Source organism: Vitreimonas sp. (genome assembly GCF_036392335.1).
Lineage (GTDB): Bacteria > Pseudomonadota > Alphaproteobacteria > Caulobacterales > Aquidulcibacteraceae > Vitreimonas.
The window spans coordinates 57,476-73,880 of the sequence record NZ_DASVYD010000072.1 but is presented as its reverse complement, the minus strand read 5'-3'; the positions used below and the strand labels follow the sequence as shown (position 1 = coordinate 73,880).

14 protein-coding genes and 1 tRNA gene are annotated in these 16,405 nt (G+C 63.7%); 6 read left to right on the top strand and 9 right to left on the bottom strand.

Features of this window, described 5'->3' with window-relative positions; genetic code table 11:
* Positions 1–155: 155 nt before the first annotated feature.
* The 3 genes from metG to VF769_RS17310 form a co-directional block, all read right to left on the bottom strand.
* Positions 156–1,880, bottom strand: coding sequence for a methionine--tRNA ligase (gene metG, locus VF769_RS17320; protein WP_331009683.1), 1,725 nt, complete (start codon positions 1,878–1,880; stop codon positions 156–158).
* A 114-nt stretch (positions 1,881–1,994) separates the two neighbouring features.
* Entirely contained in the window at positions 1,995–2,795 is an 801-nt protein-coding gene (locus VF769_RS17315) for an N-acetylmuramidase family protein (RefSeq protein WP_331009682.1), read from the bottom strand.
* 20 nt (positions 2,796–2,815) lie between these two features.
* Positions 2,816–4,276 (bottom strand): N-acetylmuramidase domain-containing protein, encoded by a 1,461-nt coding sequence (locus VF769_RS17310; RefSeq protein WP_331009681.1) that lies wholly within the window; start codon positions 4,274–4,276, stop codon positions 2,816–2,818.
* Between the two features lie 189 nt (positions 4,277–4,465).
* On the opposite strand from VF769_RS17310, the gene VF769_RS17305 reads away from it, so the two are divergent.
* Both VF769_RS17305 and VF769_RS17300 read left to right on the top strand, forming a co-directional pair.
* A tRNA-Thr gene (locus VF769_RS17305) sits at positions 4,466–4,538 on the top strand.
* A 98-nt stretch (positions 4,539–4,636) separates the two neighbouring features.
* Positions 4,637–5,152 carry a cytochrome c family protein gene (locus VF769_RS17300; protein ID WP_331009680.1) on the top strand — a complete coding sequence of 172 codons (516 nt, stop codon included), beginning with the start codon at positions 4,637–4,639 and terminating at the stop codon, positions 5,150–5,152.
* Here the strand turns inward: VF769_RS17300 and VF769_RS17295 are convergent, their stop codons facing one another.
* From VF769_RS17295 to VF769_RS17280, 4 genes are all read right to left on the bottom strand, one after another.
* Positions 5,153–8,293, bottom strand: coding sequence for an efflux RND transporter permease subunit (locus VF769_RS17295; protein WP_331009679.1), 3,141 nt, complete (start codon positions 8,291–8,293; stop codon positions 5,153–5,155).
* Between the two features lie 6 nt (positions 8,294–8,299).
* The gene (locus VF769_RS17290; RefSeq protein WP_331009678.1) at positions 8,300–9,451 is read right to left on the bottom strand and encodes an efflux RND transporter periplasmic adaptor subunit; all 1,152 of its coding nucleotides are present in this window, start codon (positions 9,449–9,451) and stop codon (positions 8,300–8,302) included.
* A gap of 67 nt (positions 9,452–9,518) precedes the next feature.
* Positions 9,519–10,238, bottom strand: a complete 720-nt coding sequence (locus VF769_RS17285) for a hypothetical protein (RefSeq protein ID WP_331009677.1) — start codon at positions 10,236–10,238, stop codon at positions 9,519–9,521.
* Positions 10,184–10,948 (bottom strand): class II aldolase/adducin family protein, encoded by a 765-nt coding sequence (locus VF769_RS17280; RefSeq protein WP_331009676.1) that lies wholly within the window; start codon positions 10,946–10,948, stop codon positions 10,184–10,186. Before VF769_RS17280 ends, VF769_RS17285 begins: the two co-directional genes overlap by 55 nt.
* A 126-nt stretch (positions 10,949–11,074) precedes the next feature.
* Here VF769_RS17280 and VF769_RS17275 point away from each other — a divergent pair, with 126 nt between their 5' ends.
* The 3 genes from VF769_RS17275 (at position 11,075) to VF769_RS17265 (ending at position 13,138) form a co-directional block, all read left to right on the top strand.
* Positions 11,075–11,830, top strand: coding sequence for an NAD kinase (locus tag VF769_RS17275; RefSeq protein ID WP_331009675.1), 756 nt, complete (start codon positions 11,075–11,077; stop codon positions 11,828–11,830).
* Positions 11,831–11,891: 61 nt separating this feature from the next.
* Positions 11,892–12,383, top strand: a complete 492-nt coding sequence (locus VF769_RS17270) for a hypothetical protein (protein WP_331009674.1) — start codon at positions 11,892–11,894, stop codon at positions 12,381–12,383.
* Positions 12,384–12,472: 89 nt separating this feature from the next.
* Positions 12,473–13,138, top strand: coding sequence for a hypothetical protein (locus VF769_RS17265; protein WP_331009673.1), 666 nt, complete (start codon positions 12,473–12,475; stop codon positions 13,136–13,138).
* Here the strand turns inward: VF769_RS17265 and VF769_RS17260 are convergent.
* Positions 13,135–14,277, bottom strand: coding sequence for a DUF2336 domain-containing protein (locus VF769_RS17260; RefSeq protein ID WP_331009672.1), 1,143 nt, complete (start codon positions 14,275–14,277; stop codon positions 13,135–13,137). The genes VF769_RS17265 and VF769_RS17260 overlap by 4 nt on opposite strands.
* Before the next feature lie 118 nt (positions 14,278–14,395).
* Here VF769_RS17260 and VF769_RS17255 point away from each other — a divergent pair, with 118 nt between their 5' ends.
* Positions 14,396–15,589 (top strand): CaiB/BaiF CoA-transferase family protein, encoded by a 1,194-nt coding sequence (locus tag VF769_RS17255; RefSeq protein WP_331009671.1) that lies wholly within the window; start codon positions 14,396–14,398, stop codon positions 15,587–15,589.
* On the opposite strand, the gene VF769_RS17250 is transcribed toward VF769_RS17255, so the two are convergent.
* Positions 15,586–16,356 (bottom strand): transglycosylase SLT domain-containing protein, encoded by a 771-nt coding sequence (locus VF769_RS17250; RefSeq protein ID WP_331009670.1) that lies wholly within the window; start codon positions 16,354–16,356, stop codon positions 15,586–15,588. The genes VF769_RS17255 and VF769_RS17250 overlap by 4 nt on opposite strands.
* Positions 16,357–16,405: the final 49 nt, after the last annotated feature.

Genomic DNA, 16,405 nt, shown 5'->3' with positions numbered 1-16,405 from the left:
CAAAAGGCCCTTGGGATTGTTGATAGTGCCGAAGCCCTCGCGCAGATACGCGACCGCCTGATCGAGCAATTCCATGAGCGCCCCTCCGTTCGACCCGTCCCCACGGGGTGGCCAAGGTTAAGCAGGATCGCGCCGAGCCGTCTAGCGCGCCAGGATTACGCCCCGCCGCCGAATTGGGCAGTCCATTCAGCCACCTGTTCGTCCTCGATTTTCTTGAACAGAACATCCGGCGGGTTGATCTGCAGACCACGCGGGAGCGCATCCCACACGCCGCGGTCAGCAGGGTTTGGCCACATCCGATTCTTCTCCGGCACACCCATGGCGTCGAGCACCGTCTTGGCCGCGTCCGGAATGAAGGGCTGAGCCAAGATGGCGAACAGCGCGCACGCATTGAGCCCCGTCCGCACGCCAACCGCCGCCGCCTCGGGATCGGTCTTGAACGCCGTCCAGGGCGCTGCGACTTGCAGATATTCGTTGCCCGCGACCCAGATGGCGCGCAACTCGGCCGCCGCCTTGCGGAATTCCATTTGCTCGTGGAATTGCGTGAGCGCCGTCAAACGTTCGGCGAATTCTTGTGCGAGCTTGTCTTCGTTCGCGCCCCATGCGCCGCCGTCCGGCACTTTCGAGTCGAATTTCGACGCCGCGAACCGCGTGATGCGGTTCACGAAATTGCCGAACACGTTGGCGAGGTCGGCGTTGATGGTTTGCTGGAATTGCTCGAGCGTGAACGCGGCGTCCGAACTTTCGGGTGCGTTCGCCATGAGATACCAGCGCCAATAATCGCTCGGCAGCAGATCAAGCGCTTGATCCATGAAGATGCCGCGCTTCTCAGAAGTCGAGAACTTGCCGCCGTACCATGTCACCCAATTGAACGCCTTCAAGCGATCAACCAGCTTCCACGGCTCGCCCGAGCCCATGATCGTCACGGGGAAACTGACGGTGTGGAAGGCGACGTTGTCCTTGCCCATGAATTGGACGTAGGTGACATCGTCAGCGCCCTTGTCGGTGCGCCACCAGCGTTCCCACTTTTCTTGAGAATTGGCGCCGCCAGTTGCTTCCGCCCATTCGACGGTCGAGCCGATATATTCCACCGGCGCGTCGAACCAGACGTAAAAGACCTTGTTCTCAAAGCCCGGGCGTATCTGTCCGTTTTGCGTAACTTTGATGCCCCACGAGAGATCGCGTGTGATCGAGCGATCGATCAGGCCTTCATCGAGCCATTTGTACGCAATCGAGCGCGCCAGCGGCGGCCATTCGGTCGCTTGATCGACCCAAGCCCGGATGCGCTCTTGCATCAGCGGCTGCTTCAAGAAGAGATGCGCCGTGTCGCGCGCCTCCACATTGGTTGAGCCTGAAATCTTGGAGCGTGGGTTCTTTAATTCAATCGGATCGAGCAGCGTGCCGCAATTGTCGCATTGATCGCCGCGCGCACGTTCGAAGCCACAATTCGGGCACGTGCCCTCGACATAGCGGTCCGGCAGAAAGCGCTTATCGTCGATCGAATAAATCTGCTTGGAGACGCGCTCTTCGATCAGCCCGTTCTTTTCCAACGCCTCGCAGAAATGCTGCGTAAGCTTGTGGTTCGGCGGATTGGACGAACGGCCAAAATGGTCGAACGACAAACGGAAGCCGTCGCAGGCGTCCTTCTGAATCTGATATTGCTGCGCGCAATAAGTGGCGACGTCCTGGCCCGCTTCCGCCGCCGCGAGTTCAGCCGGGGTGCCGTGCTCGTCGGTGGCGCAGATATAGAGCACCTCATGGCCCTGCAAGCGGCGAAACCGCGCATGGATATCCGCCGGCAGCATCGAGCCGGCCAGGTTGCCCAGATGCTTGATGCCGTTGATATAAGGAAGCGCGGACGTGATGAGGTAGCGAGCCATGATGCTCGCATGTAGGGCGTTCACCCGCCCTGACGCAACATCGGACCGCCGCCTGCCAGCTAGCCCTTTCAGATCATCCGGAACGACCCCGACAGGAAGCCGGCGGTCCGATGATCACGCGATCGACGCCGGATCGGCTTTGATGCGCGCATAGGCTTGCGCCATTTTCGTATCGTATTGATTGGCCGCGTAGCCGGGGCCGTTGTAGCGGCTGGCGAAACCCGTCCAGTCCTTGCGCTGCAACTCGTCAGCCAAGCTATTGGCGCGAATGAAGCCCTCGAACGCCTCCAACTGATCGCGCTCCGAGCGCGCGAGCTTCGAGACGTATTCGTGCGCATTCGCCATCGACAGGTTCGGATAATTCTGACCGAGCACCTGGAAGCGGCCGTAGCTCGCGCTGGCCAGCGCAGCCTCAGCGTCAAGCGCATAAGCTTCCGTCAGCTGCGCCCATCGCTCGGCCTGGGTCCGCGGATAGCCGCCTGGCGTGCGGTTCGAGACCGTTGGGTTGGATGCGTCAAAGCGCGAACTGGTTTTGCGCGAGAAGAGATGGCGCTCAAATAGAATAATCGGACGGCCATCCTGCGCGAAGCCGCCCAACGGACCCGACTCGACTTCCGCGACCGCCGCCACAGCTTCCCACTCGCAGCCAAGACGTGCGGCGACCGCTTCAAAGTCCGCGCGACGCAACGGCGAGGCGTCTTGCACACGCAGCCCCTCCAAATACCCGCCCGCCGCTGGCGGAGGAGGTGGTGGCGGAGGTGGCGGCGCGACGGGCGGTGCTGTCGGCGGGGACGCCGGAGGCGCCACAGGCGGCGGCGCTGGTGGCGTCGCTGGCGGACGCGGCGGCGGCGATGTGGTCTTCGCGCCGCCACGGCGACCGAAGATCAAGCGAAACAGCGCTTCGAAAAAGTTCATCGGCCGCCCCTACCCCAAAATTAAGATGTCGCTTTCAAGCGTTCATATGCTTCGCGCATGAGACGTCCGTAGCGCTCGACCTGGCCCGAGCCATTGTAGCCCGCCGCGAAGCCTTCCCAATCCTTGCGCACAAGCTCGTCGGCGAGATTGTTCGAGCGCACGAAATTGGCGAACGCCTTGAGCTGTTGCGCCTGGCTGCGGCACATGTCGGAGACGAAAGATTTGGGATCAGGGAAACCGCAAGCGTTGTGGTTGAAGCCCATGATCTGGAACAGGCCATAGCTCGCCGATGCGATCGCCTCTTGCGGATTGAGCGCATAGGCCTCGCGCAATTGCGCCCAACGTCCGTCCTGCGTGCGCGGATATTTGGTGGCGTCCCAAGAGCGGTAAGAGATCGTCGGATGGCTCGTATCGTACTGCCGATTGGTGCGGCGCGAGAAAATGTGGGGCTCGAACAGGATAATGGGTTTGCCATTCGCGGCGAACGCACCCGCCGAGCCGCTCTCCACCTGCACCACGGCTTGGATGGCTTCGACCTCGCAGCCGAGCATGGCCGCGACTTCTTCGAAGTCGGCGCGCGTCAGCGGATCGCGCGTACCCGCGACGAGGCTATCCAAATAACCGTCGCTTGCGGGCGGCGGGGCCAACGTGCCGTAGGCGCGCGCGAGCGCGGAGGAATATTGCCCCGCGCCGTTTTCACCCTCATACGCGCGTGCGAACGTGTCCCAATCACGGCGCTGCAGCTCGTCGGCAAGGCCCTTGCGCGAAATGTAGGCTTCGAACGCGGCCAATTGCCGAGCCTCCGAATGCGCCATATCGCGCACGAATGAGAACACGTCGGAATAACCCGCATCGGCGAAGTAGCGTCCCGGCAATTGGAATGCGCCCCACGACGCAGCGCCTAACGCGGCCTCCGCATCGAGCGCAAAGGCCTCGCTTAACTTGCTCCAGCGTGAAGCCTGCGTGCCCCCAAGATACGCACGGTTCGACGCCTGCGACACACCAGGGTTCGAGGCGTCGAAGCGACCCGCGGTGGCTTGGCTGAACCAGAACGGCTCGAAGGAGAGGAGCGGCTTGTTGTCGGCAAAACCGGGCCCGGCGCTCTCAACTTTGATCACCGCCTTCAAGACATTGACCTCGACGCCAAGCCGTTGCGCCGAGGCGGCAATCTCCGCGTCGGTCAGACGGGCCGCATTCGTCGCGCGCAAAGCATCGAGCGAAAAGCCGACAGAGGGATCGATCGGCGGTGGCGGCGCGGTGTTGACCGGCGGCAATGGCGCGGGCGGCGTTGGCGGCAATGGCGCGATCGGCGGCGGCGCAGGCGGCGTAACAGGTGGAGGCGGCGCGGCGGGCGGAGGCGCAGGCGGCGTCGCTGGCGGACGCGGCGGCGTCGCGGGGGGACGCTCCGGCGGCGGCGGCGAGGTCGGCCGCGAACCACGAGAGCCGAAAATCGCGCGGAACACAGAATCCCAGAAGCTCATGTTATTTCCCCACTTTTCTGTGTTCGCCGCGACCAGCGCGGAGGTCCCCTGCGGCGCGAGCCACGCACCCGGCCTTAACCATATCCGACACGCGCCGCAAAGGGGAGTTTGCCCGGACGATTTTCCTTTCCGACGAAGTGCGGACCAGGACTTCCGTCACAGACGCGACGCTGGCAAAAGGTCGCCCGCGCCGCCTTAGCTCAGCTGGTAGAGCACCTGATTTGTAATCAGGGGGTCGTGGGTTCGAGTCCCCCAGGCGGCACGTTTTCCGCGCGGCGCTAAGCCGCGTGAAGCCCCGATTGCGCACTGCGGCGACACGCAGGACATTCCGATCCGCGTTGAGGGAAGGGTTTGAGCCACATGATGCGTCGTCTTCTGATTTCCGCCGCTCTCGCCGTTGTGCTTTCCGCCTGCGGCCCCTCCGCCGAACAAAGCGCGAGCACGCAAAGCGCCGCCGAGGCGCCGGTCGCCGCGCCCGCTGCTGCGCCCGCCGCACCCGCGCCGAATGCGGAAGAAATTCAAGCAGCGCTGGCTGCCCTGCCCGCGCCGTATAACGAGGGAGATTACGAGGCCGGTCGCCGCGTGTTCGCGCAATGCCGCTCTTGCCATACGATCGAAGCTGGCGCGCCCAATCGTGTTGGCCCGAATCTTCATGGCGTTTTTGGCCGCGAGATTGGATCGCTTGAGGGCTTCAATTATTCGCAAGCCGTGCAAGACGCGGACTTTGTTTGGGACGGCGCGCAGCTCGATCATTGGCTCGCCAACCCGCAGTCCTTCTTGCCGGGGAACCGAATGGCGTTCGCGGGCGTGCGCAACGAAACGCAACGGCGCGATCTTATCGCTTATCTCATGGTCGAAAGCGCGCCCGCGCCGTGATCATTCGGCGGGGCGAGCAATCGCCTCGTCGTGTTCAAACGCCTCGATCTCTTTGGCGGTCGCTTCCGGCGACTTGGTGTAGCGCGCGAGCAGATCGTAGAAAGCCGGGATCACGAAAAGGGTCAGCATCGTCGCGAGCGTGAGGCCGAAAAAGATGACGACGCCGATCGTCATCCGGCTCTCACCGCCCGCGCCATGACCCATAATAAGTGGAATGGCGCCGACCACGGTCGCGACCGACGTCATGAGCACCGGGCGCACGCGCAGATCCGAGGCTTCAACGATTGCCTCGCGGATCGATCTGCCTTCGTCGCGCAATTGATTGGCGAACTCGACGATGAGGATGCCGTTCTTAGCCGCGAGCGCGATCAAGATAATGAGACCGATCTGGCTGTAGATGTTCAGCGTGAAGTCGAACAGGAACAATCCGAACAGTCCGCCGGTGAGCGCCAACGGCACCGAGAGCATAATCACAAGCGGGTGGACGAAGCTTTCGAACTGCGCCGCCAACACCAAGAACACGATCAGCAACGCGAAGCCGAAGGCGAAAACGATCGCACCGGTCGATTGTTTGAACTGGCGCGCTGCGCCGGTGTAGTCGATCGCGATCGGCTGCTCGCCGATTTCCTCGCGTGCGATCTGCTCCAGTTCGTTGAGCGCATCGCCGATCGCGTAATCGCCGGCGATGGATGCCGCCACCGTGATTGCGGCTTGACGATTCATGCGCCGCCGCTCGGCCGTGTCGCCCTGCGCGCGCGTCGTCACCACGGTCGAAAGCGGGATCAATTCGCCGGTGCGATCCGAGCGAACAAATTTGTTGGACAGATCGGCGATGTCAGAGCGCTCGTCGCGCTCGGCTTGAAGATAGACGTAATATTCCTCGCCGCGATCGGTGATCGTGTTCACCCGACGCGATCCCATCGTCGCTTCGAGCGTACGACCGATCGCCTGAACGGAGACACCGAGCGCCGCCGCGCGCTCGCGGTCGATATCCACCAGCACGCGCGGCGAGGTCGGCTCGTAATTCATCCGCGGCCGCTGGAAATTAGGGCTTTCGCGCAACCGGTCGACGATGCGCGTAGCAACCGGCGCCACCTGCTCATACGTCGATCCCAGCAACACGATCGAAGCGCCGTCGGCGCCGCCACCGCCGCCGCCGCTGAACGGGCTCTGCATGCGCGCGCGGATCGTGGCGCCGGGGATCTGCGCCAAGCGCTGGTTGATCTCGGTCTCGATCTCCGCGCCGGAGCGATGGCGATCTTCCCAATTGGCGAGAAACACGCGCGCGATCCCGCTCGAGAAACGGCTCGTGCCGGCGTCGCCGAAGCCCGGCGCAACCACCAGCACACGCTGGGCCTCGCCGGATTCGACATAGCTCATCAACACGTCCTCGACTCGGGACATGACGCGACTGGTGTACTCGAAGCCGGCGCCTTCGGGCGCTTGAGCGAACACTATGAGATTGCCGCGATCTTCCGCTGGCGTGAGTTCCGAAGAGAGCTGCGTGAAGATGAAGCCGCCAAGCAGTACGACCGCGCCGAACACAGCGAAGACCAAGCCTTTGGCCTGCAGCGCCGCCTCCAAGGAGGCGCGATAGGAGCTGCGGAGCTTGTCGAGCGCACCGTCAATGATGCGCGTGAGGCGCGTCTCTGACTTCACCGGCTTCACAAGTTTCGAGCACATCATCGGCGACAGAGAAAGCGCCGCGAAGGCGGAGATCACGACCACGCCCGCGATCGTCACGGCCAGTTCAACAAAGAGACTGCCGACATAGCCGCCGACGAAGAGCAGCGGCGCGAACACCGCCACCAGCACGGCCGACGTCGCGACAATCGCAAAGAACACCTGCCGGGTGCCGCGCTCCGCGGCCACCAAGGGGGGCTCACCGAGCGTGTCGACGCGGCGCTGGACATTCTCCAACACCACGATCGAGTCGTCGACGACGAGGCCGATCGCCAGCACAAGCGCCAGAAGGGTCAGCAAGTTGATCGAGAAGCCAAAGACGGACATCACCAGGAACGCACCGACCAGGCAGACCGGAATGACAGCCGCCGGGATGAACGCGGCGCGCCACGACCCCAGGAACAAGAAGATCACCAGCACCACGAGGATGGTGGATTCCAGCAGCGCTTGGCCCACGCGTTGGATGGCGCGATCGATGAAAAGCGTCGCATCGTACGAGAGCACGAAGCGGGTCCCTTCGGGGAGGGTGGGCGTAATGCGCTCGATTTCGGCCTTGACCTCGCGCCCCACATCAAGCGCGTTAGATTGCGATTGGCGGACAATGCCCAGGCCCACTTGCTCTACGCGATTGCCGCGGAACAGGCTGCGCGTTTCCTCAGGTGCGATCTCGACCCGCGCCACATCGCCCAACCGCACAACGGCTTCATCGGTCGCCGAGCGGCTGATCGGCAAGCGCTGGAATTGCTCAGGCGTTTCGAACGCGCGCGCGACCCGAACTTGATAGTCACGTTCCTGGCTTTGCACGTAACCGGCGGGGAGTTCGATATTCTGACTGCGCAGCGCACTCTCGACGTCCTGCACCGTCAAGCCGCGCGCTGCGAGCGCGTTGGTGTCCAACCAGATTCGTAAGGCGCGGCGGTAAGCGCCGCCGATCTGCACATTGGCGACGCCGTTCAGCACTGCGAGCCGATCGACTACATAACGGTCGGCATAGTCGGTCAGTTCGATTCGATTGAGCGTCGTCGATTCCAGGCTGTACCAAATGATCGCATCCGCGTCGGCGTCGGCCTTGCGGATCACGGGCTCATCGACGTCGGCTGGCAATTGACCGCGGGCGCGGCTGACGGCGTTGCGCACGTCATTGGCGGCATCCTCAATATCGCGGTCGAGCGTGAATTCGATATTGATCGAGGACCGCCCATCGCGGCTCGTCGCGCCGATGACGTCGATGCCGTCAATGCCCGAGAGCTGATCTTCGATGACACGCGTGATCTGGTTCTCAACCACCTGCGCCGAGGCGCCCGGATAGGACGTGTTGACCGAGACAATGGGGCGGTCAACATCCGGCAATTCGCGCAGAGGCAGCGTCGTGAATGCAATCAGACCAAAGGCGATGATGATCAGCGACAGGACTGTCGCGAGCACCGGACGTCGGACGGAGAGGTCGGAAAGCGTCATCCAGGTTTACCCGCGCGGCCGCAATTCGGGCGCCGCCGCGCCGCTCGGCGCGTCGGCGGCAACCTGGATTGGCAAACCTGGACGCATGCTCTGCACGCCCTCGGTCACCACGGCGTCGCCGATCTCCAAGCCCGCCAGGACCTCGGCCATCCCGCCACTGCGTTGCCCCGTCTGAATACGCACCAATTCCGCCGCCTGCCCCCCATCCCGGGCGGCGACGCGATACACATAAGCGCCGTCGGCTTGATCCAAGATCGCGATCTCTGGAATCGCCAACGCTTCGCGCGGGTTGGATCGCACCTCCACGGTCATCAGCATGCCCGGGCGCAACGTCTCGTCGCGGTTAGGCAACATGGCGCGCACGCGCACCGTCCGCGTCGTCGGGTCGACCCGGCTGTCGACGTTGGCGATGCTTCCTTGGAAGACGCGGTCGGGATAGGCGCCTGCCCGGGCGACGATCTCTACGCCAGGGGCCACTGTCGCGACGCGCGTTTCCGGCACATCGAAATCAAGCTTGATTTCGCTGATGTCGTCGAGCGTGCCGATCTGATCGCCGGGGCGCACATATTGCCCGGGGCTGGCGGTGCGCAGGCCGACGACGCCGGAGAATGGGGCCGTGATGGTGCGGTCGGCGATGCGCGAACCGCCCGCGTTGACGCGCGCAGCGGCGGCGTCCGCTGCCGCGCGAACCGTGTCGAGGCGTGCTTGCGAAGCGAAGCCGCGCTCATAAAGCTCCTGATAACGGCGCAATTCCTCCTGCGCCGCCTCATTCGCCGCGCGCGCTTCCGCAAGATCCGCCGCCTGTTCGACGTTCGACATCTCGACCAGCACCTGGCCGCGCCGAACCCGATCCCCGCTATCGAAGCGTAGCAGCCGAATTGTGTCAGCAACCTTCGGCGTCAGCACGATGCTCTCACGCGCCTGGGCCGTACCGAGCGCCTGAAGGCCGTCGGTGAAAGTGTGCATCCGCGCCTGCGCGACCACCACGGTCGGCCCGCCGCCACCCGGCCCGCCAGGGCCCTTAGCCCCCGCGGGACCGGCGCTGGCCTGTTCGCCCACAGCCGAAAAAACGGATTTTCCCGCTACGACCAGCGTCATCAACGCAAGGCCAGCGGCCACCACCGCCGCAAAGCCGTAGCGCTTAAAGAACCCCAACATGTAGCGGACCCTACAGGACAAAATTTGAGGAAGTGTGTCGCCTCTGCGAAAGCCCGCGTTTTTGCGATCAGTCGCCTGGTGCGCCCCACAAGCCTATCACAAGCGCCGTTTCCCGTGCGCCTCCATCTATACGATTACGCAGGCCGAATTGGATGCCTCGGCCGCTGTCGCCGAAGCGGACGAGCGTAAATTGCGCTTTAACCGCCTCGTCTCCCTCGCGGGCCGCCTCCAGGAACACTTGGCCCATGAGCAGCCAATCATGGCTCGGCCGGTATCCAGCGGTAAAATCAAACCGCTCGCTTTCACAGCCGCCCTCCAGCGCGCGCGTCGCGGCCTCCAGGTTCACGAAGGCCCCCTCGGCTGGAAGGGAAGACCCCACTAGAAAGCGGAGTTCGGCGCCAGCCTCGCCACACTGATTGAGAGCGGGGTGCGAATTCCAGAGCGCGCCGGCTTGAACCGCCACGGCCCATTCGTCGCCGCGAAAAAGCGCTTGCTTCAAGCTAAGCGTGGCCTCAGCGCGCCATCCGTCTTGGCTATCGTAATTTTGCTCTACCCACGGCGCGGCGACGAAAGACATCTGCTCGCCGAACGGCATTTCCCAATAGGCGGAGGTCTCAAAGAACGAAACCTCGTCGCGCTCGCCGAGGACGTTGCTCCAAATCTCTTGACCGCCTTCAGGCGCAATCCAAGCGCCCGCCGAAGCGGGCGCCGGCGCGAGCGCGGCGAGGACACCTAGGTATCGTACCCAGGCAGTTCGCGGTCGAGTTTGCGCAGTAAGCCCGGCCAAGCTAGGCCCGACACCATGCCCAAGCCCTTGCTCTGACCGCGCGTTTCTTCCTGCGCCGCTTCTGGTGCGATCAAGACATTGTCTCGGCCCGCGCTGAGCGCGTTGACTTGCTGTGCGCATGCCCGCTCCAGGAAGAAGATGCCAATAAAAGCGTCCCCTGCATTCACGCCAACCGACAATGTGCCGTGGTTGCGCAACAGCATGAGCTTCTTGTCGCCGATGTCCTTCACCAGCCGCTCACGCTCATCGAGATTGAGCGCGACGCCCTCATAGCCGTGGTAAGCGAGGTTCGGCAGCACCAGCAGCGAATTCTGCGTCAAGGGCAACAGCCCGTCCTTCTGCGCCGAAACTCCGACGCCCGCGTCTGTGTGCAGGTGGATCACGCAAAGCGCATCTTCGCGCGCAGCATGGATCGCCGAGTGGATCGTGAAGCCGGCTGGATTGATGTAATACGGCGTGGGCGCGACGATGTTGCCGTCGAGATCAACTTTCACAAGCGACGAGGCCGTGATCTCCTCAAAGAACATCCCATACGGATTGATCAGAAAGTGGTGCTCCGGACCGGGCACGCGCATCGAGATGTGCGTGAAGATCATGTCGTCCCAGCCGTGCAGCGCGACCAGGCGATAGAGCGCGGCGCAATCCACCCGTGCTTGCCATTCCTCGGCGCTCACCCTGCCTTTGAGAGACGTACCTGCGTCATCGGCCATCGATGTTCCTCCTTGTTAATCCTAGCCTAGCCCCGGCTTGCGGTGCGCTCAACCTGCACGCTCGCACTTGGCTAACCATATTGTGGCAGAGACGGCCGCGCCGGGGCTGGCTAGGATTGGGATTGAATGAAGCTCGCTTTCACCGCCAGCGCCCGCCCGGAAGCGCAGGAAGCCCTGCGCCGCCTCCGCCATACCTATGGCGAGAGCGGCGAGGCCGACGCCGATATCATCGTGGCGTTGGGCGGGGACGGCCATATGCTGGACACCCTGCGCAAGCGTCTAAAGGACAAAAAGCCGGTTTACGGGATGAACCGAGGCACAATCGGCTTCTTGATGAATGAATACGCCGAGGACGCCCTGATCGACCGGCTTCAGAAGGCCTCGCCCATCCGCATCCGGCCGCTGATTGCGCAGAGCGAAACCACAAGCGGTCAGATCGTCGAACGCGCCTTCAACGAAGTCTCACTGCTTCGCCAGACGGCCCAGTCTGCTTGGCTCAAGATCATCGTCGACGGCGCGGTGCGCCTGCCGGAGCTCTCCTGCGACGGGATCATGGTGGCGACGCCCGCGGGCTCGACCGCCTACAATTACTCCGCCCACGGCCCGATCTTGCCCATCAACGCCCGGCTCTTGGCGTTGACGCCCATCAGCGCCTTTCGCCCGCGGCGCTGGCGTGGCGCGCTGCTGCCGCACACCGCTCAGGTGCGGATCGAGGTGCTTGACCCCGAGCGCCGTCCGGTCAGCTGCTCGGCGGACAATCGCGAGACCCGCAATATTCTGGCGGTCGACATCCGCGAGGACTCTAGCACCGCGCTGACGCTCCTCTTCGATCAGGGCCATGCGCTCGACGAGCGGATTCTGCGCGAACAATTCAATGTCTGATTTGTGAAGCCCCCACTCGCATCAACGCTCTGTTCACCATCGGCGCACAAGCTCCCGCGCCATGAGCAAGCCGGCAGAGTTCATCGATCCGCGTACCAAGGGCCTTAGGGGTCTTGAACTCAGGCAGCCCGTGTTCAGCCCCGAAGCGGTCGAGCGCGCTGACAACGCCTTAAAGGCTATGAGCGGCTCTATGCAGGAATGGCTTCACGCCGATATCGAGCGCTTGCAGAACGCCCGGACGGAAGCCGAGGCCGCCCAATGGAGCTTCGCCGCGCTTGAGAAGCTCGGCGGCGTCGCGCACGACATCAAAGGTATGGGAACGACCTACGGCTATCCGCTGATTACGCAGATCGGCGCCTCGCTGTGCCGACTTATCGAAACCGAGAGCGGCAAGGCGCTGGCCCAGCACGATCCTACGTTGGTGATCGCTCATATCGACGCCCTGCGCGCCGCCGTGCGCGACGAAGTCAAGGACGACCAGCACCCCGTCGGCCGGGCGCTGCTTCTGGCGCTGGAGACTCGCGTTGAACGGCTGGGCGTAGCCCCACGCTGACTGCTGCTAACGCGCCCTTCACCCTGTTCGTCCGCCCGATTTTTAACCGCGAATGTGCGATAAGCGCCGCCAGATTTGACTGGCAGCCCATGAACGTCATTCCATTCCGCCCCCGCTCGCAGCCACAGGCTGAACCGCTCGCTTTCGCCATCGGCGCACGGGTCGATTTGCGCATCGGCGCGCTGGCGGCAGGCGTCGTACGCCCGCGCGGACCCGTCGAGGAGGCTTTCCGCTTTTCCCACCTGACCCGCACGCTTCGCGGCGCGCGTATGGCGTGGCGCGAGCGCGGCGCCTACAGCCCCCTGGTTCTGGCCCTGGCGCCCGAGGTGCAAAATTCCCTGGAGGCGGATCTGCTGAGTGAGGCGGCGTTCGAAGCCGGCTGCACCCGCCAGCTCATGGGGTTTGAACTGCACGAACGTGAACTCGTGAACGCAGGTCCTGCGCTGGCGGAAGGCCTGCGCGCCCGCGGCTGGTCAGTGATCCTGCGCGGCGATCCCGCGTGTCCGCTACCGTTCGGCGGCCGCGCTCGCGCGCTCTACAGCGAAATCGTTGTCGATGTCCCCGACGCACCCGATCCCTTCCTCGCCCTCGAAAACGGCGATCGCACGCCGCTTGGCCGTCGTATCCTGGCGGCGCGCGAAGCGGGTATGATCATCACCGCTGAAAGCGTGCGCACTGCTTCGCAAGCGCGCATCCTGGCGATCGCTGGATTTGATCGTGGCGGCGGTCCGCTCGCCGAAGCGGGCTTGCGCTAAATCGCGGCGGCGCGTTCCTGCTGCAAGCCGGACGCGTCGAGCTTCTCCAACAGATAATCCAAATCGTCCTTCGGGACCGATTGGAACAGCGTCAGTGTGCGCTCAAGCATGCGCTTGCGGAAGGAGATTCGATCGCGCGCGACGCCTTCGCGCTCGATACTGTGATAAACGTCGATGGCGGCGCGCATCGAAGGATAGAGGCGTGGCGGCAACCCCGCGCGTTCGCATGCCGCCTTCAAGCCCAGCGGCCCGCTATCGTGCATCATCAGCCACATCCGCTGGTGCGACATGCCGGCGAGTTCGGCCATGGCGTGCTCGACGAAATCCATCTGTCCCAAGCACAGGCCGCGCATAAGGATCGACGGCGTCAGGCGGCCGTTCAGATTCAATTGTTGCACAAATCGCGGCAAATCACTTTGTCGAATCGCTTGCTCGACAATGTCGAGCGTGGCCCGCTCGCGCGACGCCATCGCCAGATCAATTGCGATTTGCGGCGGAAGTTCGTGATTATTGACGAGGTGATCGAACAGTTCGCCCGTCACCATGGCCACCAGTTTTTCAGTCACGCCCACGGGCAACACGTTTCGCCGCACCATCGCTTCCATGATGTTGGAAACGCCAGCGAACCGATAAAGCGTCGTATCTAAAGCTTCTTCGTCGAACAGCGCATTGTCATTGGCGAGCGCTCGCTCCACCGCTTCGGTCACGGCGTATTCGGCGATCGCTCCGGTGACCTTGGTGGAAAGCTTTTCGCGGCTCGCCACCGCCACCTGCTTCGAGGGCGGACAGGCGCGCACGATTTCGACGAGGTCGTCGTCTGTCAGCACCGGCGAATTCATCACCACAGGCAGCGCAATCGTGTCGATATCGCGGGCGAGCTTGTTGGCGATGTCCCGCGGCAAGCGGGGCGAATTTTTTAGGGCGACGGCAAGCGCGCGGCGCACCAGCACGGCGGCGTCGGCGGCCATGATGCCGATGATGCCTTCGGCGTGCTTGCGTTCCTCAGCGGAAAGCTGCGCCTCGTCAATGATGCGGCAGAGTTTGTGCGCCGCCTGCGCGCGATCCTCGATCGTCGGTCCCTTGATCAGGGTCCGAATGTCGCTTTCCGTAAGGTTGGCGCGCATAGTGACGATCGACATCGCAAGCCTCTGACAAGTCACAGGTAAGCAGCCGACTCTCGCCGCCTCCAAAGAAACACACTTGATCCCATCCCTTAACGAAAGCTTGATTGGGCTCATAAGAACGGGGAGGCGCCGCGTGCTCGAAGGGTTAAAGGTCGTTGAATACGCCACGTATGTCGCGGCCCCGGGCGCAGCCGGGATCATGACCGATTGGGGCGCGGACGTGATTAAGGTCGAACCACCGACCGGCGACCCGATCCGGCTGTTCTTTTCGTCGCTGGGCGTCGAGTCCGACCTCAACCCAATTTTTGAGATGGATAATCGCGGTAAGCGCGGGATCGTGCTCGACACGACCAAGGCTGAGGGCCGCGACGCGCTGCTGAGACTGATCGATCGCGCAGACGTCTTTCTCACCAATGTGCGCCCTGGGGGATTGAAACGCGCAGGGCTCGATCCCGATACGGTGATGCAACGATGCCCGAAACTGATCTATGCGACGCTGACGGGCTACGGCCTTGAAGGCCCAGACGCGGATCGCCCCGGCATGGATGCGGCGGCGTTCTGGGCGCGCTCGGGGCTCGCGGCGATGTTTCGCCCGAAGGGCGGCGAGCCGGTGCAGTTACGCACGGCGCTTGGCGATCACGTGGCGTCGCTTGCGATTGTCGCGGGCGTGTTGGCGGCGGTGCATGAGCGCAACGCCACGGGCAAAGGCCGCTTGGTCGACGCCTCGCTTCTGCGCACCGCGCACTATGTCGGCGGCAGCGATCTTTCGATCCAACATACGCGCGGTCGTGTGGCCTCCAATCGACCGCGCAACGCCGTGCCCAATCCGCTGGTGAACCCTTTCCGCACCAGCGATGATCGCTGGATCAGTTTGCTGATGCGTCAGGGCGATGGCGATTGGCCGAAGATCGCGCGCCTGCTCGGCGTTGAGCATCTTGTTAAAGACCCCCGCTTCGCAACCAGCCGCGCGCGCCGCGAGAACGCCGCTGAACTTGTGCCGCTGCTCGACGATGCGTTCGCCAAGCTCACCTACGAACAAGCCGCCGTAGCGCTCGATGGGGAGCAGATGGTGTGGGCGCCGATCCTTTCGCCGGCCGAAGCCATCAGCGATCCGCAAGCGATCGCAGCGGGCTGCGTGGTGCAAACACCGACGCGTGACGGCGGCGTGATCAATGCACCGGCGAGCCCTGTGCGATTTCATGGCGCAGATGACGGACCCAAGGGCCACGCGCCGAGCAAGGGCGAACATACGCGCGTGGTGCTGGCGGAGCTTGGCTATTCGGACGCCGAGATCGACGCGCTGTATCGGAGCGGCGCCGCAGCTTAATCCCGGCTCGTGCGGGTATAGGCGGCGAGTGCTTGCAGTGGGTCTTGCCGCTCGGACTCATCGCTCGTACCGCGCAGCAAGGGCAGTACGGCCATGGCGAACAGGGCCTGCGCTAAGGCTGGCGACATCGTCTCGCTCTCGCGACCATATTCGATGCGACCGCGACTGCCCGCGCCCATGCTGGCGTCGGCGTCGAGCGACAAGCGCTCAAGCAAACCTTGCGCGGAGCGCGGTTCGCCATTGGCGTAGAACAAGCCGCGATTGGCGGCGGCTTCGCGTGGGAAGATTGCGGCGGCGTTCGGTGCGCCTTGCTGCGCCGCTTCGATCAAACGAATAGCGCCGCCCGCGCCCATGACATGCGCAGCATAGAGTTCGCCCGCGTTCGGCGCACGGCCCAAGCGCGCTTGCAGCGCCTCGGCGTTTTCGCGTGCAAGTTCGGCGGCCATGCGGGCTGAGAGTTCAGGATCGGCGCGCAGCGCGAGAATGTCGCGACGCGTTGCGGCGTCCGCGCCATTGCTGAGCGCAGCGGCTTGCGGCCCTAGCCCATGATTGGCGCCGTGGCGGCGCACCATGTCGAGCCACGTGCTGTCGATGAACTGAAACAGGCCTGTCGCGCTCGACGTGCCGGCGCGTGCGTTTGGATTCATCGCGCTTTCACGGCGCGCCGTCTCCACCAATAGCGAGAAATTCACGCCCGTCGCGTCCGCGGCGCGGCGGATGGCGCTGCGTACGGCGTCTTGACCAATGGAGGCGATCGGATCGCTCATTGGTTCACCCGTCCGCCGATTTGGTAAATCACGCGTTAACCACGTTGCG

Coding starts and splice junctions, on each gene's coding strand:
- VF769_RS17270 (WP_331009674.1), top strand. CDS start 11,892: ATGAGCAAGCCGGCAGAGTTCATCGATCCGCGTACCAAGGGCCTTAGG.
- VF769_RS17300 (WP_331009680.1), top strand. CDS start 4,637: ATGATGCGTCGTCTTCTGATTTCCGCCGCTCTCGCCGTTGTGCTTTCC.
- VF769_RS17275 (WP_331009675.1), top strand. CDS start 11,075: ATGAAGCTCGCTTTCACCGCCAGCGCCCGCCCGGAAGCGCAGGAAGCC.
- metG (WP_331009683.1), bottom strand. CDS start 1,880: ATGGCTCGCTACCTCATCACGTCCGCGCTTCCTTATATCAACGGCATC.
- VF769_RS17280 (WP_331009676.1), bottom strand. CDS start 10,948: ATGGCCGATGACGCAGGTACGTCTCTCAAAGGCAGGGTGAGCGCCGAG.
- VF769_RS17315 (WP_331009682.1), bottom strand. CDS start 2,795: ATGAACTTTTTCGAAGCGCTGTTTCGCTTGATCTTCGGTCGCCGTGGC.
- VF769_RS17290 (WP_331009678.1), bottom strand. CDS start 9,451: ATGTTGGGGTTCTTTAAGCGCTACGGCTTTGCGGCGGTGGTGGCCGCT.
- VF769_RS17310 (WP_331009681.1), bottom strand. CDS start 4,276: ATGAGCTTCTGGGATTCTGTGTTCCGCGCGATTTTCGGCTCTCGTGGT.
- VF769_RS17250 (WP_331009670.1), bottom strand. CDS start 16,356: ATGAGCGATCCGATCGCCTCCATTGGTCAAGACGCCGTACGCAGCGCC.
- VF769_RS17265 (WP_331009673.1), top strand. CDS start 12,473: ATGAACGTCATTCCATTCCGCCCCCGCTCGCAGCCACAGGCTGAACCG.
- VF769_RS17260 (WP_331009672.1), bottom strand. CDS start 14,277: ATGTCGATCGTCACTATGCGCGCCAACCTTACGGAAAGCGACATTCGG.
- VF769_RS17295 (WP_331009679.1), bottom strand. CDS start 8,293: ATGACGCTTTCCGACCTCTCCGTCCGACGTCCGGTGCTCGCGACAGTC.